The organism is Maribacter thermophilus, assembly GCF_001020565.1.
GTDB lineage: Bacteria > Bacteroidota > Bacteroidia > Flavobacteriales > Flavobacteriaceae > Maribacter > Maribacter thermophilus.
The window spans coordinates 29,173-45,311 of record NZ_LDAS01000001.1 but is presented as its reverse complement, the minus strand read 5'-3'; the positions used below and the strand labels follow the sequence as shown (position 1 = coordinate 45,311).

The window sequence follows — 16,139 nt, the reverse complement described above, 5'->3', positions numbered from 1 at the left end:
ATTCTTTCAGAGTTTTTTAAAAAATAGGTACTTGGTAGATTAAATTACTAAATGGGTCTTTTAGATATTTTATTTGGGGGAGGTAAGAAAAAGGTTTCCAAAGAAACTGTGGAGACCCGTGGGGAACATATGCCCGATTTGAACCTTCCGGTCGATGAGAAATTTACTATACATTTCAAAAAAAATGGGGGTAAATTCATTTATTGCATTTCTGACCAAGAAGTATCTAGGGCCTTGCACAATATAATCGAGGAGAACGGTTGGCAAAACCAACCTTTCTTTGCCATGAATCCCCAATTGACAAAAAAGTTTGGAAGAGAAAATATTTCTTTCACCGAAAAAACAAAAGAGAGCGATATCTTCCTAACCACTTGCGAACATCTAATTGCCCAAAATGGCAGTATCTTAGTATGCTCCAATCAACTGAACGAGAAAAAGGTAAACGAGTTGCCAAGCAATGTAATTGTATACGCCACTACTAGCCAATTGGTTGAATCTATTGGAGAAGGATTAAAAACCATTAAGAAAAAGTATGGCCCTGCAATACCCGCCAATATTACCACTCTTAAGCATTTTAAACCTACTAAAGAAAATTCTGATGATTTCTTAACTTACGGAAGTAGTACTAAAAATCTTTATCTTTTATTGTTGGAAGATTTATAGTATGAAAGAAGTTTTACGAAGATCACTTACTGGAGCGGTTTATATAATCCTGTTATTGTCCGCCGTCTTTTTAAGTTCGGATGCCTTCGACTTCCTTTTCATGGTTTTTGGCCTCGCCTGCCTTTACGAATACAAGCGCCTTGTAAAGCTCAAGGGCTATTATGTTTTTTTAGCCTATTTGGGACTTTGGTGGGCCTATATATACTTAATAAACGACCTAATTCTGATCAATATTTTAATGTTTTTTACCATATTGACAGACCTGTACCTTTTATATTATCTCTTTTCCTCCAAACCAAAAACATTTTCCGGTCTTCATAAATTTCTTATTGGCCTATTTTACATTGGTGGCGGTTGTATTTTCCTCACCATGATACCTTATAAAAATGATGCTTTCGCAAAGCTTTTGATAATGGGTATTTTCATTTTAATATGGGTAAACGATTCTTTTGCCTATATTGTCGGTAAGACCTTAGGCCGCACGAAACTATTTCCATCAGTTTCCCCAAAGAAAACTGTGGAAGGAACCGTCGGAGGTTATATCTTTGCCTTGGGTGCCGCCTACATTATGGGAACCCAAGAACAAATAATAGGTCCTGGCCAATGGATGCTGCTTGCCAGTGTAATAGTGATAACAGGTAGTTTGGGAGACCTGATAGAATCTAAATTAAAAAGAATGGCCGGTGTAAAGGACAGTGGAGCTATACTGCCCGGGCATGGAGGCATGTTGGATAGATTGGACAGCCTAGTCTTTGCTGCACCTTTTGCTTACTTAACATTAAATATTTTTACCTATGTTTCATAGAGAGGGTCAAAAAATTATATTGATAACCTTTTTTCTTGTAGGGCTAACCGTTCTTCTTGCCCATTTTTTTATAGATATTGCATGGCTTAAACTTGCGGTACAGATAACAGCTGCCATCATCTTGGTATTAATTTTACAATTTTTCAGAAACCCTACAAGAAGGGCGAATAAATCATTTGATGAAATACTGGCTCCAGTAGACGGAAAGGTGGTAGTGATAGAAGAAGTAGAAGAAAATGAGTATTTTAATGACAAAAGAAGACAAGTCTCCATTTTTATGTCACCCATTAATGTACACGTAACTAGATACCCTGCCAGTGGCAAGATCAAATACTCTAAATATCATCCTGGAAAATATTTAGTGGCTTGGCACCCAAAATCCAGTGAAGAAAACGAAAGAACAACGGTAGTTGTTGGAACACCAAAGTTCGGAGATATACTTTTTAGACAAATAGCAGGCGCTATGGCCCGGCGTATTGTCAACTATGCCGAAGTTGGCGAGAGTGTTCAACAAGGAGACGATTCAGGTTTTATCAAATTTGGATCAAGGGTAGATTTGTTTTTGCCCCTAGATTGCCAAATCAACGTAAAACTAAATCAAAAGGTAAAAGGAGCCCAAACCTGTATTGCGACATACGTGGACCCAAATGAAAAACAAGAAATTACATACTGATTTTAAGGAAGCTGTTGAGTTTGTAAATTCATATGAGTCACCTATACCGGCTGATGTGTTGTTAAAACTATACGCCTATTATAAGGTTGCCAACAAAAATTACAACCATCCAGGCAGCAAGACGCCTTTGATAAATGCCTTTAAGGCCAATGCATTGATACAGGCAAGAAATATTAACCGTGAAGAGGCCATGAAATCGTATATAGAGCTGGTGAACCTAGAGTTAAAAAAATAATTACTCATATAAATCGTTCAAGTCCGCTTTACATATATCTGAAAACAATTGCCCTACCTTTGAGCAAACATCCTTAAAAAAACGCTCTCCTTTTTCGGTATTTGCGTATTCTGGATTTCCCGTACCCGTATCCTCACTTATTTTAGACCATTGTCTTTCTGCCCATACACCACCTTCAGAAAAAGCCTTGATCCTAAACTTTTTAAAACTACCCTTGCCCCATTCCGGTTTTGGCAATACAAGATCAGGTCTAATATACAACATGAGACTCGTTTCCATTTCATCGGCGTGGTCCCCTTTTTCCTGAAAATATAACGACTTGTCGAACATTTGGGGAAAGAAACAAAAACTAATGAACATCTTCGGAAAAAGAAGCCCCAATTCACGGACCAAGGGCTTAAAATTGTTTCCTCCATGACCGTTAAATATCAGCAGCTTATATATGCCCTGGGCATTTAATACCGTAATTAGGTCTTTAAGAATGGCCAATTGAGTACTTGGATTCAGGTTCATATCCAGATAAATATCTTTTTGCCCCGTGTTTACCCCGTATGGAATAGTGGGCAACACAATAACCTTATCACCTATTTCCCACGACCTTTTAGCCGACTCCTCTACAATGGCCTCTGCCTGGTAGTTATCTGTTGCATAGGGCAAATGGTAATTATGTGCCTCTGTGGCACCCCAAGGCAACACGGCCAATTCTATATTCTCGTCCTTTAGATGCTTCCAGTTGGTTTCAGCTAGTATATAGGGTCTTATCATAATCTTGTTTGGTTTGCATATTAACTTTGGTCATACCACCACGACCATATCTAACATAATTAATTCGGTGTTTACTTTGTATCCACATCGAAATAGGCATCTATCCATTTTTTCCGATAGACATTTATTAGGGCAGACGCAGTATATAACCTTTACTGTGTACGTTTTCAATTTTAATGTCGGCATCTAATTCCAGATACTTTCTTAAACGTGTAATAAAAACATTGAGGCTTTTTTTATTAAAATAATCGTTTTTGCCCCAAAGCCGTATCAGTATATCTTTATGCGGACAGAGTTGATTTTGTTTATCTACCAAATATTTTAGCAGTTCACTTTCCTTTACGGTCAAGTTCACTTTTTGGCCGTTATACGAAAGTTCCTGATTTAAGGCGTTAAAATCATATTTACCAACTTTATAAAGGTCTGTGACTTCCTGTAAAGGGTGTTTACTTTGGATCCTGGACAAAAGGCGCTCAATTCTAATAACGAGCTCTTCTTCATCTATCGGCTTTTTTAAATAGTCCATAGCCCCTATATGAAAGCCCTTTAACACATCTACCTTTAGTGACTTGGCAGTCAAAAAGATAAAAGGCAAGTTCCGAAAGTTCTCATTGATTTTTTTCCCCAGAGCAAATCCGTCCATTTCTGGCATCATAACATCCAATATTGCCAAATCATATTCAGATTTTTCTAGTTCGGCCAATGCAGCCTTTCCGTCTTTGGCCCAAGTAATCTCAAAATTCTTGATTTTCAAATACTCGGACAACAAGTAACCTAAAGACTCATCATCTTCCACCAACAATAATCGCGCTCTATTTTCTCTCATTTTTCGGTTGGAATTACCAAAGTTATTTTAGTCCCTACATTTTCTTTACTTTCGACCTGTACCCGTCCTTTATGCTTTTCCATAATCTTTTTTACATAACTAAGCCCCAGGCCATAGCCTTTTACCCGATGTAAATCTCCATCCGTAACACGATAAAATTTTTGGAATATTCTTTTCATATCCTCTTTGGACACTCCTTTTCCATTATCGGTAACCTCTATATGCAATTTATCATTTTTTATATAGGCCTTAAGGCCAATTAAGGGTTTATCTGCGTATTTTTTGGCATTGTCCAATATATTGTTTATCGCATTTTCCAAATGAAAAACCTCCGCTCTAATTATATATTCACCTGCCTCCAAAACATAGGTAAACTCACCATTTTCTATAGACATCAATGTTTTAAACTCTTCGCAAAGTCTTTGTAAATGGAATCTAAAGTTTACGGTTTCCAAGGTAATTACTTTCTTCCCCGACTCCAAACTTGCCAGTTCTAACACCTTATCTATATGAACGGACAAACGATTTACCTGCTGTTTTATAATACTCAACACCGGTCTCTGATTTTGGTTCGCCTTTTCATCCAATATTTTGGTTGCCAAACCTATTGAGAAAACGGGTGTCTTTAACTCGTGGGTAAGGTTATTTATAAATTCGTTCGTAGTAACGATTAAACGACTCTGCCCATAATAAGTTCTCAACACCCAAATGACCGTAATACAAATACCTAATAAAAATAAAATACTGGGCAATGTGAGTCCGTTTAATTTAGACATAAAAAAACCGTACAAATTATTAAAACGAAGTTCTAAAAATATAGATTTGCCTAACAATTCGGGAAGGTAACCCTCTAATTCTATCTGATAAGAATCTACATTCTCACCTCTACCAAACTGTTTGGGAGAACTAAAATTGTACACACTATCTTTAGAGAAAAGACGAAAAGAATAGTCAGAATCCACCCCTCTGTCCACCAATTTGTTCTTAATGTAGTCATCCAAAAAAAGATAAGAGACCTCTTTAACACTATCTACCGTTATATTATAGAAAGGAGTGTTGTTCTGTAGCGTATTTCCAAGAAAATAGGTAAGCCTACTTTTAGATTTGAGCCCCTCTTTTATAACATCTCCAGCATTTTCTACTTTGGTACCGAACTGAACCTTGGCCAAGTCCAATCCAATTTTAAGATACTGGTATTGAATAATGGACAACCCAATGATCGAAATTAAAAATAAAACCAAAAAGATATTCTTCGTTTTCAAGACTCTTATCAAATAAACTACACTAAAAGGCGACCAATGGTCCTAACGCTTCAGTTGCATTGTTTTATGTACTTGCGCAAGTTATAACACCAATAGAATACTATAAACACCTTGCACGCAATTAAGTTACTGTTTTTAAACAAAACCCTTTTACTAAAGCTCACATATAACCATTAAAAAATCCGGGTTTGCTATGTTGACATAACAAACCCGGATCTATTATAAATATAAACCCTACCTATTACAAAGGTTTACGTCCAGAAATAATATTGTAGAGTATGACCACTACTGCTATTACCAATAGAATATGCAGTAGGCTTCCGGTTGCTAGGCCTGGCACAATACCCAACATACCCAAAATCCAAATAATAATGCAAATTACCGCTACCAACCATAAAAGACTTCTCATAATACAAGTGTTTTAAATTTAACCGAAATTTAGTCGTAAAACACAGAAAACAAGTCTCTTAACCATACAAATATTAACTCATATAGCATTAAGAACGTAATTACCTTAACCTAAGTTCGCCAAACTTTTTTCCAAAGTTTCAATTTTAGCCTCTGCATCCGCTTGTTTTTTACGCTCCATGGCTATTACTTTTTCCGGAGCATTATTTACAAACCTTTCATTGGACAATTTCTTTTGAACCGAAATCAAGAAACCTTTTGTATACGCTAACTCTTCCTTTATCTTGGCAATTTCCGCCTCCACATCAATTGCCCCACTAATAGGTATAAAATATTCGTTGGACTTTACCCTAAAAGACAGTGCTCCATCTACAGTATCTTCTACATACGATATAGAACTAACGTTGGTTAATTTCATTATCACCGGATCCCAAGCTTTACCAACCTTCTCTTCGTTCAAAACCGATACCTCCAATGCTTCTTTCATGGGAATATTCTTTTCTTTACGAATGGTACGGATACCGGAAATTACTTCTGACGCAAATTGGAACTGACCTATCAAATCCTCTTCTGTCTTTCGGGTTTTTGGCCATTGCGCCACGATCAATGCTTCCTCTGGGCTACGTTCAGAGATATGCTGCCAGACTTCTTCCGTTAAAAATGGCATGAAGGGATGAAGTAATTTTAGGTTTTGCTCAAAAATATCTATCACCTCATCAAACGTTTTCTTGTCTATAGGTTGTTGATAGGCAGGTTTTATAATTTCTAGCAACCAAGAACTATAATCGTCCCATACCAACTTATAGGTGGCCATTAAGGCATCAGAAATACGATACTTGCTAAAATGGTCTTCTATTTCCCTTAATGTATGATCAAACTTGGCACGGTACCAGGCAATTCCCAGTTTTGAAGCTTCTGGTTGCGGTATATCTGCAACCTCCCATCCTTTCACCAATCGGAAACCGTTCCATATCTTATTGGCAAAGTTCTTCCCTTGTTGACACAAGTCTTCATCGAACATTAAATCGTTACCTGCAGCTGAGCTTAAAAGCAGCCCTACTCTTACACCATCCGCACCATATTCCTCTATCAGTTTTAGGGCATCTGGGGAATTGCCCAAAGATTTGGACATTTTTCGTCGTTGCTTATCACGAACCAATCCTGTGAAATAAACATTCTGAAAAGGTCTTTCTCCCCTATATTCATAACCCGCAATGATCATACGGGCTACCCAAAAGAAAATAATATCGGGCCCGGTAACCAAATCGTTGGTAGGATAGTAGTAATTGATTTCTTCGTTTTCTGGCTCCAGCACCCCGTTAAAAACACTCATTGGCCACAACCAAGAAGAGAACCATGTATCTAAAACGTCTTCATCTTGTTTTAGGTCGTCCAAGGAAAGATCCTCTCGTTTAGATTTCTCTTTGGCCAGTTCAAGCGCCTTTTCACGACTCTCGGCCACTACAAAATCATCTTGGCCATCGCCAAAATAATAGGCCGGAATTTGTTGTCCCCACCACAATTGCCTAGAGATATTCCAATCCCTGATATTCTCCATCCAATGGCGATAGGTATTATCGAATTTTTTTGGGAAAAACTTAATATCGTCAGACTCCAAAACTGCCTTAATGGCAGGTTTTACAAGATCTTCCATCTTTAAAAACCATTGATCGGACAAGCGTGGCTCTATAACCGCCTTGGTTCTTTCAGAGGTACCGACTTTATTCAAGTGTTTTTCTGTTTTCACCAAAAAGCCCTTTTCTTCCAGTTCTTTGGCTATTTCTTTTCTAACCACAAACCTATCTTTTCCTTCATAATGAAGGCCAAAAGAATTTAATGTGGCATCGGCATTAAAAATATCTATGGTCTCTAAATTGTGCTTTTCCCCCAAAGCTTTATCATTGACATCATGTGCGGGAGTCACTTTTAAACATCCCGTTCCAAACTCAATATCAACATACTCGTCCTCTATAATGGGAATTACACGATTACATAGGGGAACAATGGCTTTTTTTCCTTTTAGATGTTTAAAGCGTTCATCTTTAGGGTTGATACAAATAGCGGTATCCCCTAAAATTGTTTCCGGTCTTGTGGTAGCAATGGTCACCTTTTCTTCCGAACCTTCTATTTGATATTCCAAATAGTACAACAAGCCTTGCTTTTCCTCATAAATAACCTCTTCATCGGACAAGGTAGTCTGGGCTTCAGGGTCCCAATTCACCATTCGGTATCCCCTATATATAAGCCCCTTGTTAAAAAGGTCCACAAACACTTTAATAACACTGTTATAACGTTCGGCATCCATAGTGAAAGCGGTACGTTGCCAGTCGCAAGAGCATCCTAATTTCTTTAGTTGCTCCAAAATAACCCCACCATATTCATTTGTCCAATCCCACGCATGCTTTAAAAATTCTTCTCTAGACAGGTCGCTCTTGTTAATACCTTGTTCCTTTAACCTGGCCACCACTTTTGCTTCTGTGGCAATCGAGGCATGATCGGTACCTGGTACCCAACAAGCATTTTTGCCCATAAGACGCGCACGCCTAACAAGAACATCTTGAATGGTATTGTTTAACATATGCCCCATATGCAGAACACCGGTTACATTCGGAGGCGGTATTACTATTGTATAGGGCTCCCTATCATCAGGAGTGGAATAAAAAAACTCGTTCTTCATCCAGTAGTCATACCACCGAGCTTCCACCTGATGTGGCTCATATTTTGAAGGAATTTCCATATTTGGAACAGTTTTTGAAATAATTGATATATACGGGTAAAAAATAAAACGGATCAAAGATATTTTATAATCATTTACCGTTTTTTTTACCCACTTTAAATACGAAACAAAAATAAGTAACGTTAGAGTATAACAAAAGGATTTTGAGGTTGATCTGAAAAGAATTAATTTTGGAATTCGCACTAAACAAAAAAATGATGAAAAAAATAGTACTTGTATTATTTGTCGCGATGATCGGTTTAAGTGTTAAAGCACAGGAAAAAACGGCAAAAATTGAGTTTAAAACAGAAACTGTAGACTATGGTGAAATCGCAAAAGGATCGGATGGTGTCCGAGTTTTTGAATTTACCAATACAGGAAATGCACCATTGATCATTAGCAATGTAAGATCTAGTTGTGGTTGTACCATTCCTAAAAAACCGGAAGACCCCATTATGCCTGGTAAAACCGGTGAAATTCAGGTAAAATATGATACCAACCGTGTTGGCCCTATCAGAAAAGCCATTACCGTAACTTCCAATGCGGACACACCTACTAAAATTTTAAAGATCAAAGGAGAAATCAAAGCTGCAAGCAGCGGTACAAAATAACATGTAGTTTCTCTTAATATAATTAAAAGCCCTCTTTTTTAGAGGGCTTTTTTATTTAAAAAGATCTTTAAGAACCAAACTGAACAAAAGATTGCTGTTAGAACGCTCTACCAATACCTTTACTTTTTTTCCTTCCTTATTGTTCAGCATTTCTAAAATCTGCTGAATTTTATATCGATGAATACGTTTACCATTTACGGCCAGTATAACATCACCCTCTTGCAGACCGGCTAAATGTGCCGGACTTCCTGCCCTTATTCCAGAAACTACTATTTCGGGCACCAGACTCAATCTAGTAGCACCTTCCAATAATATCTGCACATCCCCATATGACCTATCTTCATTATAAACTATTCCTCTACCATTGGTTATTCTTTCAGAAATATAACGGACACCTGCATGTTGTAGATCTATTCCACTCATATTATAATGAAACGGCTTTTTAAAGTTCGGATTCTTTTTGAGTGCTATTTTTCCATTTGTATAATCGAAAACAATATTAAAACGCTTCAGTACCTCTCCGCCCAAACTACCATTTCTATTACCCAGATCCTTTATGGCATTAAAGGTCAACATATCTGGAAAAGCCGCCTTTGCATCCTCTAAGCTAAAATCGCCGATCTTTATACTATGCACCTTGGTTCTTTTGCCATAAATATTGCCTGCCAGGCCTTTGCCCAGATAATCGTCATAATTCTTCTCAGGCAATTTGATACGTTCATCTTCAAAAAGCCAAATAGCATCACTACTTCCTGTATCCAATAGCATTTTTACAGGTATATCCTTTTCCCCGTCCAAAGACACACTGGCATTTAAATACACCTTCTTATTAATAATATCCACATCTAGGGTTTGATATTTTTTACCTGATTTTCGAGTATACTGATCAGGGTCGTAAAACTTAATGGTCTTGGTCGAATAATTAATATCCACCACAAAATCCCTAAACAGATCATAACCAATAATACCATGTACGGGAATACCCAAATAGGGAGAAAAATTTATACCGGCATCCATTACCACATATAACTTCTGTAACGGATTTTCAATCTCACCCAACTTAAAAAAATTACCTTGAGAACTTAGTACACTAATCGGATCACCTTCCCCTAGCCCATTTATAGTAACTTCAGAAACATTTCTTAACTCAATGGAATCTTGATCAGCCAGATTAAACAATATAGGTGTACTCACCCCTGAATCCATTACAAAAGATAATTTGGCACCATTAACATTTACAGGTATTACCATTAGGTTGTTTATCAACTCAAAATTCATTTTTACATACTTCTTACCTTTTGGCAAAGAGTACCCTTGCGATACCACAAAGGCGGGAAAGCAAAGAAAAAAAAGGACCAAAAATCGTAATAACCTACTTAACATACTACATACCAATAAATTAACTTTCTATAAGATACGATATTTTTCTTTTCCAGACCTTATTTTAACACTCCTTTTCGAATACTAAATAAAGTTAGGTTCTATTGTAGAATAGGGAATGATTTATCACTTTTGTGAAAAATTTAAATGTATGCCATCCATATCTAAAAAGGGGCTATCCATGCCCCAATCGCCAATAAGAAAATTGGTACCTTATGCAGAAAATGCCAAAAAAAGGGGAATAAAGGTAATTCACCTAAACATTGGGCAACCCGATATAAAAACACCCCAAATAGCGTTGGATGCAGTTAAAAACAACGATATCAACGTTCTGGAATACAGTAGAACGGAAGGATCAGAGAATTACAGAAAAAAAATTGCGAGATACTACGCCAAAAACAATATAAACGTAACGGCAGACGACATTATCGTTACCACCGGTGGATCAGAGGCCCTATCGTTTGCCATGGGCAGTATTGCTGACAATGACGATGAAATAATAATTCCAGAGCCTTTTTATGCAAACTACAATGGTTTTGCTACTGCTAGCGGAGTTAAGGTAGTGCCCGTAGTCTCAAAATTGGAGGACAACTTTGCCTTACCACCCATAGAGGATTTTGAAAAGCTTATTACACCAAGAACCAAAGCCATTCTCATATGCAATCCTGGAAACCCTACGGGATATCTTTATAGTAAGGAAGAAATTAAAAAGCTGGCACAGATCGTAAAAAAGCACGACCTATTTTTGATTGCGGATGAGGTTTATAGAGAATTTACTTACGACGACAAAGAACATTATTCAGTTCTACAAGAAGAAGGCCTTGACAACAACGCCATTATCGTAGACTCAGTATCTAAAAGATATAGTATGTGCGGGGCAAGAATCGGTTTTCTTGTAACAAAAAACAAAGAAGTGATTTCAACGGCCCTAAAATTTGCACAAGCAAGACTATCGCCCCCCACCTATGCCCAAATAGCAAGTGAAGCTGCCTTGGATACGCCCCAAAGCTATTTTAACGATGTAAAAAAAGAATATGTCACCAGACGCAACTTGTTGATCTCTGAATTGGAAAAATTGGAAGGTGTTAAAGTTGCCCGACCCCAAGGGGCCTTCTATTGTATCGTAGAGCTGCCCGTATTAGATGCCGATAATTTTGCCCAATGGCTTTTGGAACATTTTGAACTGGACAACGAAACGGTAATGGTAGCCCCTGCCGCTGGCTTTTACGCAACCAAAGGGTTAGGCAAAAACCAAATAAGAATTGCCTATGTATTAGATCAAGAAAACCTAAAAAGGGCCGTATACATCATCGGTGAGGCACTTAAAAGCTATAAAGATTAATGAATATTAAAAAAGATTTTTCCCTTAAAGCTTACAATACTTTTGGTATTGACGCCAAAGCAGACTTTTTTGTAGAGGTAAACACAGTCAAAGAGCTTCAGGAAATATTAAAAAACGATGCTTTCCCCCAGAAATTTATTCTTGGGGGAGGCAGTAACATGTTAATCACCCAAAATATATCCGCATTGGTCATTCATGTCAACATCAAAGGCATTGACATGGTCGCCGATGAAAATGACCATGTAGAACTAAAAGTGATGGCCGGTGAAAACTGGCACCAAATGGTATTGTGGACCTTAAAGAACGATTTTGGAGGGCTAGAAAATATGTCCCTTATTCCCGGAAATGTTGGCACGGCACCAATTCAAAACATCGGGGCCTATGGTGTTGAACTCAAAGATTGTTTCACAAGCTGCGAAGCTGTCCGCAGGGAAGACCAAGAAATAGTAAGCTTTTCTAAAGAAGACTGTGAATTTGGGTATAGGGATTCTTTCTTCAAAAATGAAGGAAAGGACAAATACGTTATCACTTCCGTTAATTTTAAGCTCACCAAAAAAGACCATAAGTTAAATACCGGATATGGCGACATAAAAACCGCGCTAAAAGAACAAAATATCTCGGATCCAACCATACAAGATGTTTCCAATGCCGTTATAGCCATAAGAAACAGTAAACTTCCCGACCCAAAAGAATTGGGTAACAGTGGAAGCTTTTTTAAAAACCCCATAATTACAGAGAATGATTTTCTTCCGTTTATAAACAAGCATCCTGAAGCCCCATATTACAAAGTATCGGATGGAAAATATAAGATTCCCGCAGGTTGGCTAATAGAGCAATGTGGTTTTAAGGGAAAGCGATTTGGTGATGCCGGTGTACATAGCAAACAAGCATTGGTCTTGGTCAATTATGGTAACGCCACAGGAAAGGAAATTCTAGATCTGGCACATAAAATAATATCAAAAGTCAAGAACGATTTCGGAATTACCATTATCCCAGAAGTTAACTTAATAAAATAACCCCCAGAAAAACTCCAGGGGTTATACCAAACCAAACTAACCAAAAACTAAGTGGCAGTTACCAGCTGCACACTTATGAGAGATATATTTTTAGATAACGCCTCTTTAACAATCAATTTTATAAATTAGCGTTTATTGATATACGGAACGACAAACCTTTTTGGATGTTTATAGATTAAAAAACTTTAGGTTTGTCCATTATATATGAGCACACTACTTGAAAAACATATAGTTGAACTTCTACAGGAAAGGAATGATAAGGCTATTTCACTTCTGTACGACCATTACGGGGACACTCTTTTAGGGGTGGCCAACAAGGTATTGAGAAATGAAGAGCTTGCACAAGACGTACTTCAGGAAAGTTTTGTCAAAATATGGAAGAAAGCGGATTCTTATGACCCCACTAAAGCCAAACTTTTTACATGGCTGTTTCGTATTACTAGAAACACCGCTATCGACAAATTAAGAAGTATCAATACAAAAACAGATAAGGAAATCCAAATAGATGTTTCTGACGTATATAATTTAGGCGTAGATAGCATTAGGCCAGAATTCATGGATGTTGAGGAACATCTGGATAAGATAGAAGAAAAGTACCAAATAGTGTTGGACGCCCTGTTTTTTCAGGGAATGACACAGCAGGAAGCAAGCGACGAACTTAATATTCCTTTGGGCACCATCAAATCTAGACTAAAAATCGGACTTCGTGAATTACGTAAAGTATACGGGCCGGCCATGCTAACGTTTCTTTTAAATATAATAGGATGAAAGAAAAAATTAAAATATTCCTGGACTCGGATTTATTGGAAAAATATCTCCTTGGGCATACCACAGAGACAGAATCACTGAAGGTAGAGCAGTATATTGCCATGTACCCGGAAGTGAGAGAAACCTATAACGAGCTGCAAGAAAGTTTGGAAATTTTCGCCAAACTGCATGCCGTAGAATCACCGGAAGGACTCAAAGAAAAGATAACGGCACGTATCCGCTCAGAACACCAGGGAAGAAAAAGATTCTTCAGATATGCCATTGCCGCGAGTTTTGCCGCTATCATGTTTGCCGGGGCATCCTTTTTCTTCTGGAACCAAAATCAAGACCTTCAAGAAGAAAACACCGTTGTCAGCAATAAGATAAAACTTTTGGAGGCCGACATGAAACAGCAATTGGAAGATGTAAGAAATCAGTTCATTGTCCTTAACAATCCAAGCACTAAAAAATATAATGTAAAAGGAAACCAAAAGGCAAAAGAACTAAAAGCCGTCGCTTACATCAACCCGGTAAAAAAATTATCGTATATCAATGTAAAAAAACTACCTCACCTACCTGAAGACCAGTGTTACCAAATGTGGGCAGAGGTAAATGGCGAAATGTTGAACTTGGGCATTATAGAAGAGGCCGGAGACGGTCAAAATCTTATGGCCCTGCCCTATGCGGAAAATGCGGTCGGCTACATTACCATAGAGCCAAAAGGTGGTAACCAAAACCCTACAGTCGACAATATTGTAGCCAATATCGCCTATTAAACCAAAAACATATCTTAACACATAAAGTAATCATAAAGCCCCGAATCGGGGCTTTATTTTTTTACCTTTGTACAAAATTTCAAAAGATGAAACTAATATTACTCACTATTGGACTTTTAGCATTGGCGTTTTCTGGAATAGCCATAAAAATTTGGGCAAAGAAAGACGGTAAGTTCGCCGGTACCTGTGCTAGTCAAAGTCCGTATCTAAACAAAGACGGGCAAGCATGTAGCATGTGCGGTAAAATGCCAGACGAACAAGATTGCAAAAGGGAAGCTGTTTCCTAAAAAAGACAACGCTTGACATTTCTTAAAAAATAGTTCCTCCTACTTAGCATTTATATTGAACGAAACCGTAAAAGACATAATAGCAAAGGCAAAAGAAGGTAATCAGATAGCATATAGCAGATTACTGGATATGTTCTGGAACGACGTCTATGGTTTTCAATTGAAACGGACCGAAAATGAAAATGATGCGGAAGATATTACCATACAGACATTTTCAAAGGCGTTCGACAAAATAAAGACCTATAACGACGACTATCTCTTTAAGACATGGCTGATCGCCATTTCAAAGAACATCCATATAGACTTGGTCCGCAAAAGAAAAAAAAGCCTATTGGAAACCCGAAGAAACGAAGAGGCGATCCAAAAGGTTTACGATGATTCGCTCTCAATGGAAGATCAATTGATCCAAGAACAAAATTTGGCCGACCTTCTAAGAGACATCAAGAGCCTAAAACCACACTACCAAGAAGTAATAAACCTAAGATATTTTCATGAGCTTAGTTATGCCGATATAGCGGAGAAACTGAACGAACCCATGAACAACGTTAAGGTAAAACTCTTAAGGGCCAAAAAGCTTTTGGCAGAAATTATAAGAAACAGAAGATAAATTCCAAAACGCATCCAACTACAGAACAGTTATATTAATTTTAAAATACTAGCTCTTTTATCATAAAAGGGTTTGCATCTTTACTTCGTATATTTGTATAAAAATTAGGCATGTCTACAGCTGTAAAAGAAAACAACGCACCTCCGAAGGGAAAACCGAAATGGTTAAGGGTGAAACTACCTACAGGAAAAAAATATACCCAACTTCGTGGATTGGTCGACAAGTACGACCTACACACTATATGCACCTCTGGTAGTTGTCCGAACATGGGCGAATGTTGGGGCGAAGGTACCGCTACCTTCATGATTCTCGGCAACGTATGTACCCGTTCTTGCGGATTTTGTGGTGTAAAGACCGGTAGACCGGAAAGCGTAGACTGGGAAGAGCCAGAAAAAGTGGCCCGCTCCATTAAGATAATGGGCATAAAGCATGCGGTAATCACTTCGGTGGACAGGGACGACCTAAAAGATATGGGGTCTATTATTTGGGCCGAGACCGTTAAAGCGATACGAAGAATGAATCCGTCTACCACACTTGAGACTTTAATACCAGATTTTCAAGGTATAGAAAGACATCTGGACCGTATCATCGAAGTATCGCCAGAAGTAGTGTCGCACAATATGGAGACAGTCAAAAGATTGACCCGAGAAGTACGTATACAGGCCAAATACGAACGTAGTTTAGAAGTCTTAAGATACCTAAGGGCCAATGGTGTAAACAGGACCAAATCCGGCATTATGCTAGGATTGGGAGAAATGGAAGAAGAGGTTATACAAACAATGCAGGACCTTAGAGAGGCCAATGTAGATGTAGTAACCATTGGACAATACTTGCAACCATCAAAAAAACATTTACCCGTAAAAGAATTCATTAAACCCGATCAATTTAAAAAATACGAAGAAATAGGGCTGGAAATGGGATTTAGACATGTTGAAAGCGGAGCTCTGGTAAGGTCGTCCTACAAAGCCCATAAACACATAAACTAATGCTTTAAGCCCCATGTTGGCCTAATAATGCACT

At 37.9% G+C, this 16,139-nt stretch carries 18 protein-coding genes; 12 read left to right on the top strand and 6 right to left on the bottom strand.

Annotation, left to right across the window (positions count from 1 at the left end):
* Nucleotides 1–51: 51 nt before the first annotated feature.
* From AB657_RS00215 to AB657_RS00200, 4 genes are read left to right on the top strand one after another with little or no spacing between them, the layout of a single operon-like run.
* The gene (locus tag AB657_RS00215; RefSeq protein WP_047244667.1) at nt 52–663 is read left to right on the top strand and encodes an LUD domain-containing protein; all 612 of its coding nucleotides are present in this window, start codon (nt 52–54) and stop codon (nt 661–663) included.
* 1 nt (nt 664) lies between these two features.
* On the top strand, nt 665–1,468 hold the full coding sequence (locus tag AB657_RS00210) for a phosphatidate cytidylyltransferase (RefSeq protein WP_047244666.1): 804 nt from the start codon (nt 665–667) through the stop codon (nt 1,466–1,468).
* Entirely contained in the window at nt 1,458–2,141 is a 684-nt protein-coding gene (locus tag AB657_RS00205; protein WP_047244665.1) for a phosphatidylserine decarboxylase family protein, read from the top strand. Before AB657_RS00210 ends, AB657_RS00205 begins: the two co-directional genes overlap by 11 nt.
* Nucleotides 2,116–2,376, top strand: a complete 261-nt coding sequence (locus AB657_RS00200) for an acyl-CoA-binding protein (protein WP_047244664.1) — start codon at nt 2,116–2,118, stop codon at nt 2,374–2,376. Before AB657_RS00205 ends, AB657_RS00200 begins: the two co-directional genes overlap by 26 nt.
* Here the strand turns inward: AB657_RS00200 and AB657_RS00195 are convergent, their stop codons facing one another.
* The 5 genes from AB657_RS00195 to AB657_RS00175 all read right to left on the bottom strand — a co-directional run bounded on the left by AB657_RS00195 (nt 2,377) and on the right by AB657_RS00175 (nt 8,374).
* Nucleotides 2,377–3,141, bottom strand: coding sequence for a creatininase family protein (locus AB657_RS00195; protein WP_198146850.1), 765 nt, complete (start codon nt 3,139–3,141; stop codon nt 2,377–2,379). It abuts the gene before it with no gap.
* A gap of 127 nt (nt 3,142–3,268) precedes the next feature.
* A complete protein-coding gene (locus tag AB657_RS00190) occupies nt 3,269–3,967 on the bottom strand; it encodes a response regulator transcription factor (RefSeq protein WP_047244663.1) in 699 nt (232 codons plus the stop codon).
* Nucleotides 3,964–5,208: a sensor histidine kinase gene (locus AB657_RS00185; RefSeq protein ID WP_157491529.1), complete on the bottom strand. Its 1,245-nt coding sequence runs from the start codon at nt 5,206–5,208 to the stop codon at nt 3,964–3,966. Before AB657_RS00185 ends, AB657_RS00190 begins: the two co-directional genes overlap by 4 nt.
* A gap of 262 nt (nt 5,209–5,470) precedes the next feature.
* On the bottom strand, nt 5,471–5,638 hold the full coding sequence (locus AB657_RS17910) for a lmo0937 family membrane protein (protein WP_047244661.1): 168 nt from the start codon (nt 5,636–5,638) through the stop codon (nt 5,471–5,473).
* 105 nt (nt 5,639–5,743) lie between these two features.
* Nucleotides 5,744–8,374 (bottom strand): valine--tRNA ligase, encoded by a 2,631-nt coding sequence (locus AB657_RS00175; protein WP_047244660.1) that lies wholly within the window; start codon nt 8,372–8,374, stop codon nt 5,744–5,746.
* Between the two features lie 194 nt (nt 8,375–8,568).
* Here AB657_RS00175 and AB657_RS00170 point away from each other — a divergent pair, with 194 nt between their 5' ends.
* Nucleotides 8,569–8,964 (top strand): DUF1573 domain-containing protein, encoded by a 396-nt coding sequence (locus AB657_RS00170; RefSeq protein WP_394332515.1) that lies wholly within the window; start codon nt 8,569–8,571, stop codon nt 8,962–8,964.
* 51 nt (nt 8,965–9,015) lie between these two features.
* Here AB657_RS00170 and AB657_RS00165 read toward each other — a convergent pair whose 3' ends face one another.
* Nucleotides 9,016–10,242, bottom strand: coding sequence for an aspartyl protease family protein (locus AB657_RS00165; RefSeq protein WP_232304816.1), 1,227 nt, complete (start codon nt 10,240–10,242; stop codon nt 9,016–9,018).
* Between the two features lie 253 nt (nt 10,243–10,495).
* On the opposite strand from AB657_RS00165, the gene AB657_RS00160 reads away from it, so the two are divergent.
* The 7 genes from AB657_RS00160 (at nt 10,496) to lipA (ending at nt 16,105) form a co-directional block, all read left to right on the top strand.
* Entirely contained in the window at nt 10,496–11,686 is a 1,191-nt protein-coding gene (locus tag AB657_RS00160) for a pyridoxal phosphate-dependent aminotransferase (RefSeq protein ID WP_047244657.1), read from the top strand.
* Nucleotides 11,686–12,702: a UDP-N-acetylmuramate dehydrogenase gene (gene murB / locus AB657_RS00155; RefSeq protein ID WP_047244656.1), complete on the top strand. Its 1,017-nt coding sequence runs from the start codon at nt 11,686–11,688 to the stop codon at nt 12,700–12,702. The genes AB657_RS00160 and murB overlap by 1 nt, the downstream gene beginning before the upstream one ends.
* 204 nt (nt 12,703–12,906) lie before the next feature.
* Nucleotides 12,907–13,470, top strand: coding sequence for an RNA polymerase sigma factor (locus AB657_RS00150; protein WP_047244655.1), 564 nt, complete (start codon nt 12,907–12,909; stop codon nt 13,468–13,470).
* Nucleotides 13,467–14,225, top strand: coding sequence for an anti-sigma factor (locus AB657_RS00145; RefSeq protein ID WP_047244654.1), 759 nt, complete (start codon nt 13,467–13,469; stop codon nt 14,223–14,225). Before AB657_RS00150 ends, AB657_RS00145 begins: the two co-directional genes overlap by 4 nt.
* 86 nt (nt 14,226–14,311) lie before the next feature.
* A complete protein-coding gene (locus tag AB657_RS00140) occupies nt 14,312–14,512 on the top strand; it encodes a hypothetical protein (RefSeq protein WP_047244653.1) in 201 nt (66 codons plus the stop codon).
* 55 nt (nt 14,513–14,567) lie between these two features.
* Nucleotides 14,568–15,119 (top strand): RNA polymerase sigma factor, encoded by a 552-nt coding sequence (locus AB657_RS00135; protein ID WP_232304815.1) that lies wholly within the window; start codon nt 14,568–14,570, stop codon nt 15,117–15,119.
* Between the two features lie 110 nt (nt 15,120–15,229).
* Entirely contained in the window at nt 15,230–16,105 is an 876-nt protein-coding gene (gene lipA, locus AB657_RS00130; RefSeq protein WP_047244651.1) for a lipoyl synthase, read from the top strand.
* Nucleotides 16,106–16,139 lie beyond the last annotated feature (34 nt).